11 protein-coding genes and 1 pseudogene are annotated in these 13,870 nt (G+C 43.7%); 5 read left to right on the top strand and 7 right to left on the bottom strand.

The window, feature by feature from the left end; translation table 11 throughout:
- The first annotated feature begins 67 nt into the window (after positions 1-67).
- The 3 genes from IEX80_RS18710 to IEX80_RS18700 all read left to right on the top strand — a co-directional run bounded on the left by IEX80_RS18710 (position 68) and on the right by IEX80_RS18700 (position 3,491).
- Positions 68-811, top strand: a complete 744-nt coding sequence (locus IEX80_RS18710) for a hypothetical protein (RefSeq protein WP_188833745.1) — start codon at positions 68-70, stop codon at positions 809-811.
- A gap of 78 nt (positions 812-889) precedes the next feature.
- Positions 890-1,813 carry a hypothetical protein gene (locus IEX80_RS18705; RefSeq protein WP_188833744.1) on the top strand — a complete coding sequence of 308 codons (924 nt, stop codon included), beginning with the start codon at positions 890-892 and terminating at the stop codon, positions 1,811-1,813.
- Positions 1,814-1,910: 97 nt separating this feature from the next.
- Positions 1,911-3,491: a M1 family metallopeptidase gene (locus tag IEX80_RS18700; RefSeq protein WP_188833743.1), complete on the top strand. Its 1,581-nt coding sequence runs from the start codon at positions 1,911-1,913 to the stop codon at positions 3,489-3,491.
- A gap of 231 nt (positions 3,492-3,722) precedes the next feature.
- On the opposite strand, the gene IEX80_RS18695 is transcribed toward IEX80_RS18700, so the two are convergent.
- A complete protein-coding gene (locus tag IEX80_RS18695; RefSeq protein WP_090532688.1) occupies positions 3,723-4,094 on the bottom strand; it encodes a response regulator in 372 nt (123 codons plus the stop codon).
- A gap of 275 nt (positions 4,095-4,369) precedes the next feature.
- Here IEX80_RS18695 and IEX80_RS18690 point away from each other — a divergent pair, with 275 nt between their 5' ends.
- Both IEX80_RS18690 and IEX80_RS18685 read left to right on the top strand, forming a co-directional pair.
- Positions 4,370-5,773, top strand: coding sequence for a glycoside hydrolase family 30 protein (locus IEX80_RS18690; protein WP_188833742.1), 1,404 nt, complete (start codon positions 4,370-4,372; stop codon positions 5,771-5,773).
- A gap of 36 nt (positions 5,774-5,809) precedes the next feature.
- Positions 5,810-7,600, top strand: coding sequence for a cellulase family glycosylhydrolase (locus IEX80_RS18685; RefSeq protein WP_188833741.1), 1,791 nt, complete (start codon positions 5,810-5,812; stop codon positions 7,598-7,600).
- A gap of 637 nt (positions 7,601-8,237) precedes the next feature.
- Here IEX80_RS18685 and IEX80_RS18680 read toward each other — a convergent pair.
- The 6 genes and pseudogenes from IEX80_RS18680 to IEX80_RS18655 form a co-directional block, all read right to left on the bottom strand.
- Positions 8,238-8,678 carry a hypothetical protein gene (locus IEX80_RS18680; protein WP_176626240.1) on the bottom strand — a complete coding sequence of 147 codons (441 nt, stop codon included), beginning with the start codon at positions 8,676-8,678 and terminating at the stop codon, positions 8,238-8,240.
- The gene (locus IEX80_RS18675; RefSeq protein WP_188833740.1) at positions 8,675-9,118 is read right to left on the bottom strand and encodes a hypothetical protein; all 444 of its coding nucleotides are present in this window, start codon (positions 9,116-9,118) and stop codon (positions 8,675-8,677) included. The genes IEX80_RS18680 and IEX80_RS18675 overlap by 4 nt, the downstream gene beginning before the upstream one ends.
- A gap of 128 nt (positions 9,119-9,246) precedes the next feature.
- Positions 9,247-10,749, bottom strand: a complete 1,503-nt coding sequence (locus IEX80_RS18670; RefSeq protein ID WP_188833739.1) for a TlpA disulfide reductase family protein — start codon at positions 10,747-10,749, stop codon at positions 9,247-9,249.
- Between the two features lie 106 nt (positions 10,750-10,855).
- A pseudogene (locus tag IEX80_RS28010) lies at positions 10,856-10,963 on the bottom strand (magnesium chelatase subunit ChlI family protein); the annotation flags it as partial.
- Between the two features lie 549 nt (positions 10,964-11,512).
- Positions 11,513-13,051, bottom strand: a complete 1,539-nt coding sequence (locus IEX80_RS18660; RefSeq protein WP_188833738.1) for a YifB family Mg chelatase-like AAA ATPase — start codon at positions 13,049-13,051, stop codon at positions 11,513-11,515.
- Positions 13,052-13,172: 121 nt separating this feature from the next.
- On the bottom strand, positions 13,173-13,580 hold the full coding sequence (locus IEX80_RS18655; protein WP_176626232.1) for a hypothetical protein: 408 nt from the start codon (positions 13,578-13,580) through the stop codon (positions 13,173-13,175).
- Between the last annotated feature and the right edge of the window lie 290 nt (positions 13,581-13,870).

The raw sequence follows: 13,870 nt of genomic DNA, 5'->3' as shown, positions 1-13,870 counted from the left end.
ACTACAGCGAACAGATGAGGGCTTAAGTTTACCCCTCCCTCACATATTAATAACTAAAAAACTAATCATGAAAAAGTTAATTAAACCCGTTTTATTGACCGCCGCGTTATTTGCTTTTAAAGTTGGTTCGGCCCAGGTTAATCTTGGAGCAACTACCGCTACTAAAATAGCTACGCGGGTAGCTACGCCAACTGTGAATGCTGCATCAATAGCGCAAAAAGCGGTTAACACAACCTCAACCGTAACCAACCAGGCTGCAACACAGGCTCAAAATGTAGCAGCGCGGACAGCCGCTCAAACTCAGGCTACCACCAACCAGACTGTAACGGGCGTTGCCGCCAGTGAGGCCGTCAATGTTAACAGCAACGTTGCCTCAACCGTAAATACTACGGCAGGTACAACAGCTGCACAAGCCGGTGTTAGCAGCAATACCTCAGCCGCGGGTACTGTGAATGCAACCGGAGTAACAGCAACAGGCGAAAAAGCATTAACCACAACCGAAGGTGTTGCCGCTAACACTACCGAAAAAGTAAGCAGCAATGCTGCTGCTTTAAGGGCTGGCGCTACAACAACAACAGGTAAAACTGCAGTGGCCGCGGGTAATAGCGCCGACGCTGTTAGCAAAAATGTGAGTGTTACCTCGTCCGGTAACCTGAACAGTTCAGGTAACGTGGCAGCGGGCTCTAAAAAGCTAAATGCCGGACTCTCAAATAGCAGCGCTTCCAGCACTGCTGTAAAGGCGGGAAAGAAAAGCGTTACTGTTAAAACTTCGGGCAAGAGTTCAGCCAAACTAAGCGCTGCCAAACAGTAATAGTATTTACATACATTAAATCAAAAAGGCCGGTACCGGCCTTTTTGATTATCCGCACTTTTTTATTCAACATTAGCTATGAAAAAACTTAAACTTATCCTGCTGCTGGCTTTGACCGGCCCTGCGGTTTATGCCCAGCAAAAACCTGATACCGCGGCAAAAACAAAAGAGTTGTTTGTAAATGCGGGTTTGCAATATCTTTCAAACCTTACCTATGCCGGCCGGCGCGATGAAAGCAGTGTTCCGGTGCTTCTTCCCTCGGTTACATTGGTTAGCAAGCGGGGCTTTTTTGTAAGCGCTATCGGCTATTTTGATCTTAATGGCTCCAAATCTGGCACCGAAGGTCTTAGCGTTACGCCGGGCTATGTTTTCGCGTTTGATGCAAAACGGTATTATGGAGGCAATGTATCGGCCACCAAATATTTTATCACCAAAAGCAGCCCCATTATACTTTCTTCATTTAATGCCACGCTCGACGGGCAGTTGTATGCTAATCCGGATGATATTGTAAAATTTACCGCGGGCATCAGCTATAGGTTTAATAAAAATAACAGCAACGACGTTGTTAATACGGCCGAATTATCAAAAGAAATTTTTGCCCTGAAAACAGGCGCGGATAAAAAAAGCGGGCTAAAAGTTACTCCTACCGCCACGCTTTATGCCGGTACACAATCTTTCTACCAAACTTATTATACCGAATCGCAGGTTACCCGCTCGATAGAGCAACCCCAGCAGCAAACACCTATTAATATCCTGTTTCCCAGCCAGCCAAAGCAAACTATCATAACGCAAACGGTAACGCAGCAAAACCAGCGCGAGGTAAGGCAATATAAGCTGCTTGCTTTCAGCGGATCGTTGCCTTTAACCTATACTATTAACAAGTGGCAAATCCTCTTTACGCCCTACCTCATCAAGCCATTTAACCAGGTTGATTATGTAAAAAACACCAAAATGAACGGGCTTTACTTTTTGTTCACCACAGGGGTTAATGTAACGTTTTAGCAATGTAAAAATGTGATTAACCATATGGCCGGGAAGGGCGGATAACAGCTTGTTTTTATTAGCTTTGTTGCAGTACAAAACAAACTGAACCAAGGCTATGCGCAGGATATTTTTTGTTCTTTTATTGTTACCGGCCCTGTTTACCATGCCGGCATTTGCCCAGGTTCCAGGGGCGCAGATTGATGTTAAACATTATACGTTTGATATTAAACTTAATGACGCCGATAATAATATAGAGGGAAAGGCCACGGTTTCGGTAAGGTTTTTGAACGGCGCAGAAGGGTTCAGCCTCGACCTGGTGAAAAAGAATGCTGAGGGTAAAGGCATGCTGGTATCGGCAGTGACCGAAAACGGGAAGCCGGTAAAGTTTACCCAGGACGATGAGCAGCTAAAGATCAATACCCGCGCCTATAAAGGGAACACCCGCGATTATACGATAAGTTATAGCGGCATCCCGGCCGATGGGTTGATCATCTCGACCAATGCATTCGGGCACCGTACTTTTTTTGGTGATAACTGGCCTAACCGGGCCCACAACTGGCTCCCCTGCGTTGATAATATTGCCGACAAAGCCACGGTTGATTTTATTGTAACCGCGCCCGATCATTACCAGGTGGTATCAAACGGCCTGCAAACCGAAGAGAAGCAACTCGACGGAAAGCTCAAACTAACCCATTGGGTTGAAGCCGTTGCGCTGCCTACCAAAGTAATGGTTATAGGCGTAGCTGAGTTTGCGGTTGACCGCCCCGGTGATGTTAACGGAATCCCGGTTTTTACCTATGTTTTTCCGGAAAGTAAAGAGGTTGGGTTTAAAAGCTATGCTGTAGCTAAAAATATTCTCCCCTACTTTATAAAAAATGTTGGCCCTTACAGCTACGAAAAATTGGCCAACGTGCAGTCGAAAACCATTTTTGGCGGCATGGAAAATGCCAGTGCCATATTCTACTTTGAAGAATCGGTTAAAAGTCCGGATATAGAAGAACTAATGGCGCATGAAATTGCCCACCAGTGGTTTGGCGATGGCGCCAGCGAGAAAAGCTTTGGCCACCTTTGGTTAAGTGAGGGCTTTGCTACTTATATGACCAATCTTTATCTCGAAAATAAATACGGGGCCGATACCTTAAAAACACGCCTTATCGGCCAGCGTAAAAAAGTGCTGGATTTTGAAAAAGAGCGTTTAACGCCCGTGGTTGATACAGCTGTTAAAACAAAATTTATGCAGCTGCTTAATGCCAATAGCTACGAAAAAGGTGGTTGGGTACTGCACATGCTGAGGCGCAAACTGGGCGATGATGTTTTTTGGAAAGGGGTAAGAAATTATTATTCAAAATACCAGGGCGGGAATGCAAATACCGATGATTTGAGGCGGGTAATGGAACAAACCAGCGGCAAGGACCTGAAACAGTTTTTTACGCAATGGCTGCGCAACGCAGGGCACCCAAATTTGGCGGTTAGCTGGAAGTATAATGAAAAGGATGGTTACATTACCATAAATGTAACCCAAAACCAGGCCTATGTTTACAATTTGCCGCTGGAGGTGTCTGTTGACGGGCAGCTGTTAACTGTGCCGGTAAAAGAGAAATCGACAACAGCCCGTTTCCGGGTAAAAGCCAAACCGGCAGATGTTAAGGTAGACCCGAATATAAACCTGCTGGCATCGTTTGAGGAAAAGAAATAGAAGCGGTTTTTAATGAGGGCTGTCATTGTTTGACCCTCTTTTTTTGTTACGGATAGTTATAAATTAAATATATTTTTTGATCGGTATGAAAAATATGGGCGTTGCCTGCGGCCCGTGCTATACGCTCATACTGCACCGGCATTAGCCACAAGGCCGGTATCCGCCCCTATCACTAACGCAGCCCTTTGCACTATCCCTAAGAAAAAATTTATGGCATAATAGCTATCCCACCTACGCCGCTATCACCCTGTTGATCACCTTTTCCAGGTCTTCCAGATCAAATGGTTTGGCTAAATAGCTTTGGGCGCCGGCATGGTTGGCCAGGATCTGGATATCGCTGTTTGCCGAAAAATAAATTACCGGTATTTCTTTAAGCCCTTCGGTTTTTTTGAGGGTTTGCGTGGCAATGATCCCGCCCGAATCGGGGATCCAGTTATCCATCATGATCACATCAGGCAAAATGCCCGAAACCTTTTCAACAATGTTATTGCAGTCGCTAAATGTGTGCACTTCCCACCCTTGTTCCTCCAAAATATAACTGCAAATAGAAAGGATGTCCTCGTCGTCATCAAATATGACAATTTTTTTAGATGGAGTATTCATTGGATAGTTGTATGTGAATTTATAGAAATCTTTTCATAAAAACAAATGTTTTAAATTGCAAATTAAATTTGCGCAGTTAAACAAGACTTTATATCGCCCTGATTTAAATTAACCCTATGGGTAAACTACTTCTTAACCACTACAAAATTTAATTATTGACTTTGTAACCGATTAATTACTACGTTTTATTAAAAACAGTAATATTTTTACTCATCCAATTTTAACAGCCGTATTAATTCCTGTTATCCAACAAATAAACCTGTAAATCCTGTTTCATGAACATGCAAATCAAATCGATTTTATTGAGCGCCATGCTGCTTGGCCCGGCCGCTGCAATAAACGCGCAAACAAAGGCAAGCTTATGGCTTACCAGGGCCGACAGATCGGCACTTTTTGAGCAGCAAAAAGTGCCGCTTACTTTTAAAACCGGGAACGCCGGCGGCACTACTATTACTGTTAATGATAAGCAACATTACCAGCCGATAGACGGGTTTGGATTTGCATTAACCGGGGGCAGCGCTATGCACATCATCCGCATGAATGCCGAAAGCCGGGCAGCGCTGCTTAAAAATCTTTTCGCGGTTACAGGGAATGATATTGGTATCAGTTATTTAAGGCTGAGTATTGGCGCATCCGATCTGAACGAGAAAGTATTCTCCTATGATGATATGCCCAAAGGCCAGACAGATCCAACGTTAAAACATTTTAACCTTGGCCCGGATAAAACCGATGTGATTCCGGTAATGAAACAGATCCTGGCAATTAATCCGGCAATCAAGGTATTGGGTTCGCCATGGTCGCCGCCGGCCTGGATGAAAACCAATAATGATACCCGCGGCGGCAGGTTAAAACCCGATTGTTACCCGGTGTATGCAAAATACCTGGTTAAATATATCCAGGCGATGAAGGCCAATGGAATTAATATCGATGCCATCACCATTCAAAATGAGCCATTACACCCGGGCAATAACCCCAGCTTGCTGATGGTTGCGCCCGACGAAGCCGACTTTATCAAAAACAACCTTGGCCCAGCGTTTAAGGCGGCAGGCATCAAAACAAAGATCATTGTTTACGATCATAATGCCGACAGGCCCGATTACCCTATTTCGATATTGAACGACCCGGCTGCCCGTAAATATGTGGACGGTTCGGGCTTTCACCTGTATGGCGGCGATATCTCGGCCCTTACCGATGTGCACAACGCCCATCCTGATAAAAACATTTACTTTACCGAGCAGATGACCGTTGAGCCTGAAAATCAAAGTACCATCAACATAGCCTGGCCGGTAAAAAGCCTTATTATTGGCGCAACCCGCAACTGGAGCCGCAATGTACTGGAGTGGAACCTTGCCGCCGACCCTGAATATAAGCCCTATACCGACAGGGGCGGCTGCCCAATGTGCCAGGGCGCCGTTACCATTGATAAAAATGAGGTTAAGAAGAACGTAGCTTATTATTCAATTGCCCACGCTTCCAAATTTGTACGTCCCGGTTCAGTACGAATTGCATCAAACAATATGGATACTTTACCTAATGTAGCTTTCAAAACCCCCGATGGCAAAAAAGTACTTATCGTAGCCAACACCGGCGATGGCGCGCAGGATTTTAACATCCAGTACCAGGGAAAAGTATTAGCTGTTAAACTTGATAAAGGTTCGGTTGGAACGTATATCTGGTAATATAAACCGGTTCAAAAAATTTAAATGCACAACAACATGTTAACATCGTTAATAAAAAACATACAGATAAGCTCTGGGATTAAAGTTATGCTTGCCGCGGTCCCGGCGTTATTTGTAGCGTTACAAGGCAATGCGCAAACAGGCTTTTTAAAAGCCGAAGGCAAAAAAATAGTTGATGAAAAGGGGCAGAATGTATTGCTGCGAGGGATGGGTTTAGGGGGATGGATGCTACAGGAAGGCTATATGCTGCACATTAACAAAGACAGCCGGCAGTACCGCATTCGCGAAAGGCTTGAAGAGCTAATGGGCCCGGCCGAAACTAAGGAGTTTTATGATACCTGGCTGGCCAATAACACCCGCAAAATCGATGTAGACTCTATGAAACGCTGGGGATTCAATTCTATCCGCCTGCCAATGCATTATAACCTTTACACCCTGCCGGTTGATAAGGAGCCCGTTGCCGGTAAAAACACCTGGCTGGATAAAGGGTTTAAAATGACCGACGATCTGCTGGCCTGGTGTAAAGTAAACCACATGTACCTGATCCTTGACCTGCATGCCGCACCCGGCGGACAAGGCAACGACCTGAACATCTCCGACCGCGACCCGGACAAGCCATCGCTTTGGGACAGCGAAGCCAACAAGCAAAAAACCATAGCCCTTTGGCGCAAACTGGCCGAACGGTATAAAAACGAGCCTTACATCGGTGCTTATGATATCATCAACGAGCCAAACTGGGGTTTTGACGATCCTCAAAACGATAAAAACGGACTGAAGGAAAAAACAAACGGTCCGCTAAGAAAACTGATGGTTGATATTACTGCTGCCATTCGCGAGGTAGATAAAAAACACATTATTATTATTGGGGGCAACGGTTGGGGCAATAACTATAACGGTATTTTACCCCAGTGGGATAAAAACATGGTGCTGAGCTTTCATAAGTACTGGAATTTTAACGATCAGAAGTCTGTTGATCATATCGTAAAAACACGCGACCAGTATAATATTCCCGTATGGTTAGGCGAAACCGGCGAAAACTCAAATACCTGGCTTACTGAAGCTATCGGCTTATTAGAAAAAAATAACATTGGCTGGTCATTATGGCCATTGAAAAAATTGGGCATCAACAACCCGATGGAGATCCGTTCAAATCTGAACTATGATGATGTGGCGAGGTACCTGAACACCGGCAGGAATAAACCTAACGAGAGCAATACTTATAGCGGCACCCTTGAGCTGGCTACGTATGCTAAATTAGAAAATACCATTATCCATCATGATGTCATCGATGCTATTTTCAGGCAGCCGCATACAAGCGTTACCAAGCCCTTTAAAGCCAACAGGATTGGCAACGGCACCGTGATCAATGCTGTTGATTATGACCTGGGCCGCAATGGCTCTGCTTATTTTGACACCGATACAGCCGACTATCATACTTCGGGTAAACCGGGTGTTGGGAACAAAGGCCATGTGTACCGGAACGACGGCGTTGATATCAGCAAAGATTCTACGAAGTATGAAAGTTACTATGTAGATCATATTGAAACCAACGAATGGACACAGTACACAATACAGGTTAAAACACCGGGCATATACTCCCTAAGCCTCAAAGTGGCATCCGCCACCGATGATGCCAAACTATCTGTTTTAGTTAATAATATAACCCAGGCAAAAGAAGTGGCGGTTCCCAACACCGGCGGGTTAAAAAAATGGCAGGTTATTGCTGTAAAAAACATTGTTTTAAAGGCCGGGAGCAACAAATTAAAGGTATTAGCTAACAACGGAGGGTACAACCTGCATTACCTGCAGTTTTGGAAAGGGAAGTAAATACAGGTACGCTATACTTATTTAAACAGCCGGAGTATATATTATTTGCTCCGGCTGTTTATTTATCTAAGATGCCAAAAATGATTTTTTCCTTTACCGGCGCAAATATGCAGGGCGTGCCTGCGGGCAAAAGCTACTTGCACCTTCGGGTTTAACCCGTAATTTTTTAATATTATTTTCTGATAAAAAGGTATTGTAAATAACTGTTTTTATAGTTAAATTTATTATATCAATTATCAATGTCACCTAACATAGGGAGAAGTCGTTATGAAAAAACAAGCTACGATAGTTTGTCAGCCTGATAAGACTGAAACTACCCAACCACTACAGGTAAATTGCCCGCCATCTCATCAAAAAATGTATCGCGATCATACACATTGCGATCATGTGCATGGCAGGGTTAACAAATTTCCAATTGGCAGCAACCGCGGGCCATGCTTTTTTTAAGTTAACAGGCTATTTAATATAATAGTACAGTTGGCTGTATGGCTTAAAGTTTTGCAGGTAAACTGCTAAGCTGCATAACCCAATTTGCCCGCGCCGGGTATCAGCCCCGGCTTCGCCGGCAAATGATTGTTTTGTATTGCCCGCTATTAAACTCCAAATCAGCTGTTGTGTAGGCCAGCTTTATTTTGGCCTACTGGTTAATGTATTTGTATTTTTTTCGCCCATCCTGTACTTCAATTATTTTAATAGTGCTTACCGGTATTGCTTTTTTCAGTGAAAGAATCTTTGACTGAACACCGATAACAGAATCCTGGATAACCCAGGTGCGGTCGAAGTAAAAGGTTGATCGCCTGCCATTGATATCTGTAAAACGTATTTCAATAGATGGCCCGTTCTTTAACTTATAAGGAGTTCCGTCTTTATCAAAACATTTAATCGAATCAATAGGATAAACACTATAGGTATGCTTATGCCCAAGAGGGTCCTGGGCGGTAACCTGTCTTAAATTCACCGTTTCCAGGGTTGGCACCTGCTCCAGGAAAGTACCAACAGGCATGTAATAGGTTTTGCAGGAGCTTGAAAAGATAGTTAGTGCTGCGATAGTGATAAGGAGTAAAGGTTTTGTTGTCATTTTAAAATAGAAATATTAAACGTTAAACCCATTGGGCCATTTAACCGGGTTTTCATAATGATGCTTGCGATCTCAGTCGGCAATAAGTTTACATTTAGCGGAGTAACCGGCGTTGCCACTAAATGATAATTCGGATCGTTAAAAAGACCTAAGTTTGTTTTGTCGAAAGCATAAAGCCCTTTCATTGCCATGTTTATAAAAGACGATAGATACTGCTCGTCTGCCTCTGAATTTATGATGTTCTCCAGATCAGGGTTAATAACAAATTTGGTTGTATATGGCAAGCCCTCAAAGTATTCCTGCAATACCATATTGTTTTGAGCAGATTCCGCAACAGACCGCGGTAAACAAGTACCAGCAGATGTCATAAAGGCGACTTCTTTTCCGTTGGTTAAATACCAATCAATATCAAAGGCTTGCTGGTCGAAGTCGGTGTACATATTTAAAGAGATTTATGATTATTATAGAGAGAAGATATAAGTAGCTTTTCCCCGAGTCCCGCCCTTCATACCTGCGAACACACCACGGCAAACGATAACGAACGTCCACAATCAATGCCATCAAACCCTTACAGCAATGAAGTTATCATCAGCTCCAGCGTACGATGGTTCTTTTGATCGATGCGAAAATCTTTAAAAATTATTTTGCCATCTTTATCTATCAGAAAATTTTGGGGCTCGCCCTGTACAGCATAGTTTTTAAGGGCAAATGCACGGCTGCCGCGTAACGGGATAAATGAATATCCTGCGTTTTTTATTAAAGGGGCTACGTACGGATCCTGCTCAGGTGCTACATTGATGCCGACATAAGCAACATCCCCGGGTTTAAATTTATTGATCACGGCCTGAAAGTGCGGAAATTCGGCCCGGCACGGGCCACACCCCGGAAACCAAAATGTAAGCAATACTACCTTACCTTTCAGGTCATTCAGGTTTAAGCTATCTTTACTGCTATACAGGCCCAAATTAAAGGGATAGGCTTCAACAGCTTTGCTATTTCTTATTGTTTTAATATCGTTTGTAATTTGCTCTTTATCCTTCCCTATTTCCTTTCCATACAATTCAAGCGCGGCGTGGAGCTCATCGGTGGGTAGTTTTGCAAATTTTTCGGCCAGGCTATCATATGCTGTCTTAACATCGCCCGTTTTTTGCTGTAACGCCGCTTTTTTTAATAATATAAAATCGTCGATGTAATTAAATCGCGGAAGGGTTACCTGGTTAAGCACATTAAAGGCTTCTTTATAATTTTTCGCTTGCTCCAAATTACCAACCTGTATTAGTGATTCGGCCAACTTTTTCCTAATTTGCCAATCCTTTTCATCACCCATGCTGTTAATTAATACTAAGGCTTTTTCAGGATCTGTTTGCAAATACGCATCGGCCAAACCAATCATTCTGGAAGATGACCAATTAAACTCTTTAGGCGGGTATAATTGCAGTAGCTTTTCAAAGTAGTTGATTTTATCGTGAATATCACCCGCATCTTCGCCCAACCAGTATAATGCCTGTGCTCCGCGTTCGTCTTTTGGGAAGCGCTTCACAAAGTCAAAAACCTTTTGTTTGTACTCATCAGGGTTGTCATTGCCAAATGAGAAAAGGTACTGGAACGCATAACCGGCATTTGACGGGTCGGCAAGCATCGCTTTCTTAATATATTCATTTGACAGGTCTGTTTGCCCCCTAATAAAAGCGTCTCCCGATAGCATAGACCATATTTGGGCGTTATTTGGATCAATTTTAGCGGCCTGTAACAAAAACTCTTTAGCTTCCGACATTTCGGCGCGATAATAAATCGTGCCAATGGTTAATGGAATATTGATGTTTTTGGGGTATTTTTTCATCCAGGCCTTATATTGGGGAATCAAAAGTGGATTATCCAGGTTCAATGCATAGATGTAGTTTTTATGCGCCTCAATGCTCTCCATATTAAGCAGCACCGCCGCCCGCGCTTTCTCAATCTCCTCAACTGGCGCCGGGCCGATACGGACAAGCCTTTGGGCAGCAGCAGGCGCACAATAAAAGACCATTGTCAATAAGAGGGAATAAATAAAATACTTCAACTTGTTTTTCATCAACTTGTTTTTTTAGGTTCTTGTTATGCTGTTATGAACAATCGAGGACTATGTCATTTTTATTGAATATACTTCCGGTTTAGCTTATGCAATGGATATATCGTTTCTATCCCGCCCAATCCTCTCTATCCAAGCTCCTGAAATGAATAGCCTCAGTTAAATGCTCCGGTTTAATCTCCTCACTCACTGAAAGATCAGCGATAGTGCGGGATATATGGTAAAGGTACAAATCGCCAGATTTTCATACTTGTGCCGGAGTGCGTTGAGCAATAATTCTGGTCAGCTCTTTCGCCACTTCGTCGGCGGAGTTTCCGTTAAACAAATACCGGCTACCATCAATAAACTCCAATTTCATTCTGTTTATCAGGAGCCAAGAGGTTGTTAAACGCATGCATTGATTTACATCTTTTGTAATGTCTTTCCCGAAAATGCTCTGAATAATTATAGAATTTTCTGTTAAAACTATAGTCTTTGAAATGTATGAGATTGCTGTAAAAAGTATTACAAATCCCAAAAGGCACCAAATTAATTCAATATAATCCCTGCAAAAAAATCCGATGATGCTGAAGCAGGAAATGGAAATCCAATAAAGCATGCGATTTTCGCTTTTATTTGTTACACTTGAAATGGATTTGTTGCTAATCATTTATTTTTGCCTTTATACTTATTCTCCGAATAAGATAAAACTAAAGGACGCTACCCTTGCTGTCCGAAGTTTCCGGCTTCGGATTACTCTGTCTCGAGGCGCTGTCGCGCATAACCTTTACCCAGCCCAGCCCTCTCTATCCAAACTCCTGAAATGTATAGCCTCGGCTAAATGCTCCAGTTTAATTTCCTCACTCCCGGAAAGATCGGCAATTGTGCGGGATACTTTCAGTATGCGGTCGTACGCTCTTGCCGAGAGGCCGAGTTTTTCCATGGCTTTTTTGAGCAGGGTTTGGCCGGCCGCGTTGATCTTGCATAAGTCGCGTACCATTTGAGGACTCATTTGCGCATTGGCATGCAGATCGGGACGGTTGCCGAAACGCTCTACCTGGATTTCCCTTGCCCTGATCACCCGCTCGCGGATGAGCTCACTTTTTTCGGCAGCACGGTCAGATGACAGCTCGTTGAAGTTAACCGGTGTTACTTCCACATGCAGGTCTATCCTGTCCAGCAGCGGACCTGAAATTTTGCTCAGGTATTTTTGCACCATACCCGGCGGGCAAATACATTCTTTTTCGGGGTGATTATAGTAGCCGCATGGACAGGGGTTCATGCTTGCCACCAGCATAAAACTACTGGGATAATCTACCGTAAATTTAGCGCGTGATATGGTTACCCGGCGCTCTTCGAGCGGCTGGCGCATTACTTCCAGCGCGCTGCGTTTAAACTCCGGCAATTCATCTAAAAATAAAACGCCGTTATGGGCCAAAGAGATCTCGCCGGGGGCAGGGTTGCTCCCCCCTCCTACTAAAGCTACATCGCTGATGGTATGGTGAGGGCTCCTGAACGGGCGAATGGTTACCAGCGCATCGGCAGCGGCAAGTTTGCCTGCCACCGAATGGATCTTGGTGGTTTCTAACGATTCATAGAGACTCAATGGCGGCAAAATGGAGGGCAGCCTCCGGGCCAGCATGGTTTTACCTGCTCCGGGCGGACCGATCAGGATCACATTATGGCCGCCGGCCGCGGCAATCTCTAAGGCGCGCTTAATATTTTCCTGGCCTTTTACTTCGCTGAAATCGCTGTCGTAATTGCAGAGGCTGTCGTAAAACTCTTCACGGGTGTTTACTATTTCGGGCTTAAGCTCGGATGTGCCGTTAAAAAAGCCAACGACGTCTTTAATGCTTTCAACACCGTAAACTTCCAAATCGTTTACAATGGCTGCTTCACGGGCGTTTTGTTTAGGGAGGATAAACCCTTTAAAGCCATCTTTTCGGGCCTGTATGGCTATGGGCAAAGCGCCTTTTATGGGCTGCAGACTTCCATCGAGTGAAAGCTCGCCCATGATGATGAATTTATCAAGGGTTTCGGGTTCTATCTGGCCGGATGCGGCTAATACGCCAGTAGCAATAGTAAGATCATAGGATGAGCCTTCCTTTTTGATATCGGCCGGGGCCATATTAACCACTACCTGCTGGCGGGGCATCCTGAAACCGCAGTTTTTTAGCGCCGATTCTATCCTGAAATAACTTTCTTTTACAGCCACATCGGGCAGGCCCACAATGAAATATTTTGTGCCCGATGCAATATTCACCTCAACTGTTATGGTAATAGCCTGTATCCCATAAACCGCGCTTCCAAAAGTTTTAACCAACACAGTGATAAAAGTTTAATTGAAGCGAAAGATATAGAATTTTGATGAAGTGATAAAGCGGGACTATATAAAACAAAAAACCCGCCGGTACCGGCGGGCCTTCTTATAATCACATTGTTTAATCTCATCTTAAAAATGTTCCGGCCTGGCAAACAACCAGGAGCATGGTGCAGGAAACAATCACACAAACCATCAGCATTATTGACCATGTATTGGGATTGTGTTTGCTGATGCGCGCAAAAGCGGCATTCACCTTTTTAAAGTAGCGGCTGTTCAGCAATACAAAATAATTAAGTACAAACGCCCCTGTGGCGCCCAGTAATATCATTAAGCCGGATACCGGACTTAACTGAAACCAGCCGGCGGTTAAAAATAACTGTGCAACACTTACTAAAATGGCCAGCAAAATGATCATCAAAAAGCTTGCTCCAAAAAGGGCGTTAGCTTTTGGCAATCCGCCGTGACCAAAATTTTTAACGTTCCACCTGTAAAACGTTACATAAATGGACTTGTAGGTTTCTGCTGCTTTCATAATGTTATGGTTTTAGGTAATTAATTCGGTACAAAATAATATTACTTGCACAATATTAGTTTAAAAACGGAATTGGCAAAATTTTATTGCGGCCATGCTTGATTTTTATAGCATTTATATTCATTTATTTGGTTTGATGTTTATATCGCAAAAAAACAACGCGGAGAAAGAAATAATTTTATTCTGCATGGCTCCGGGAAAAAGGACACTTTGGTAAAATCAATGTTACAATACCCAATATCTCCCCTTTTTGTAGCGTATCAGGCAATATTAATGCTGCTTTCATGTTA

This window comes from Mucilaginibacter rubeus, assembly GCF_014643835.1.
In the GTDB taxonomy this organism is placed as follows: domain Bacteria; phylum Bacteroidota; class Bacteroidia; order Sphingobacteriales; family Sphingobacteriaceae; genus Mucilaginibacter; species Mucilaginibacter rubeus.
This window is presented reverse-complemented; position numbering and strand designations above follow the sequence as displayed.

Coding starts and splice junctions, on each gene's coding strand:
- IEX80_RS18685 (WP_188833741.1), top strand. CDS start 5,810: ATGTTAACATCGTTAATAAAAAACATACAGATAAGCTCTGGGATTAAA.
- IEX80_RS18700 (WP_188833743.1), top strand. CDS start 1,911: ATGCGCAGGATATTTTTTGTTCTTTTATTGTTACCGGCCCTGTTTACC.
- IEX80_RS18680 (WP_176626240.1), bottom strand. CDS start 8,678: ATGACAACAAAACCTTTACTCCTTATCACTATCGCAGCACTAACTATC.
- IEX80_RS18655 (WP_176626232.1), bottom strand. CDS start 13,580: ATGAAAGCAGCAGAAACCTACAAGTCCATTTATGTAACGTTTTACAGG.
- IEX80_RS18710 (WP_188833745.1), top strand. CDS start 68: ATGAAAAAGTTAATTAAACCCGTTTTATTGACCGCCGCGTTATTTGCT.
- IEX80_RS18695 (WP_090532688.1), bottom strand. CDS start 4,094: ATGAATACTCCATCTAAAAAAATTGTCATATTTGATGACGACGAGGAC.
- IEX80_RS18670 (WP_188833739.1), bottom strand. CDS start 10,749: ATGAAAAACAAGTTGAAGTATTTTATTTATTCCCTCTTATTGACAATG.
- IEX80_RS18675 (WP_188833740.1), bottom strand. CDS start 9,118: ATGTACACCGACTTCGACCAGCAAGCCTTTGATATTGATTGGTATTTA.
- IEX80_RS18705 (WP_188833744.1), top strand. CDS start 890: ATGAAAAAACTTAAACTTATCCTGCTGCTGGCTTTGACCGGCCCTGCG.
- IEX80_RS18690 (WP_188833742.1), top strand. CDS start 4,370: ATGAACATGCAAATCAAATCGATTTTATTGAGCGCCATGCTGCTTGGC.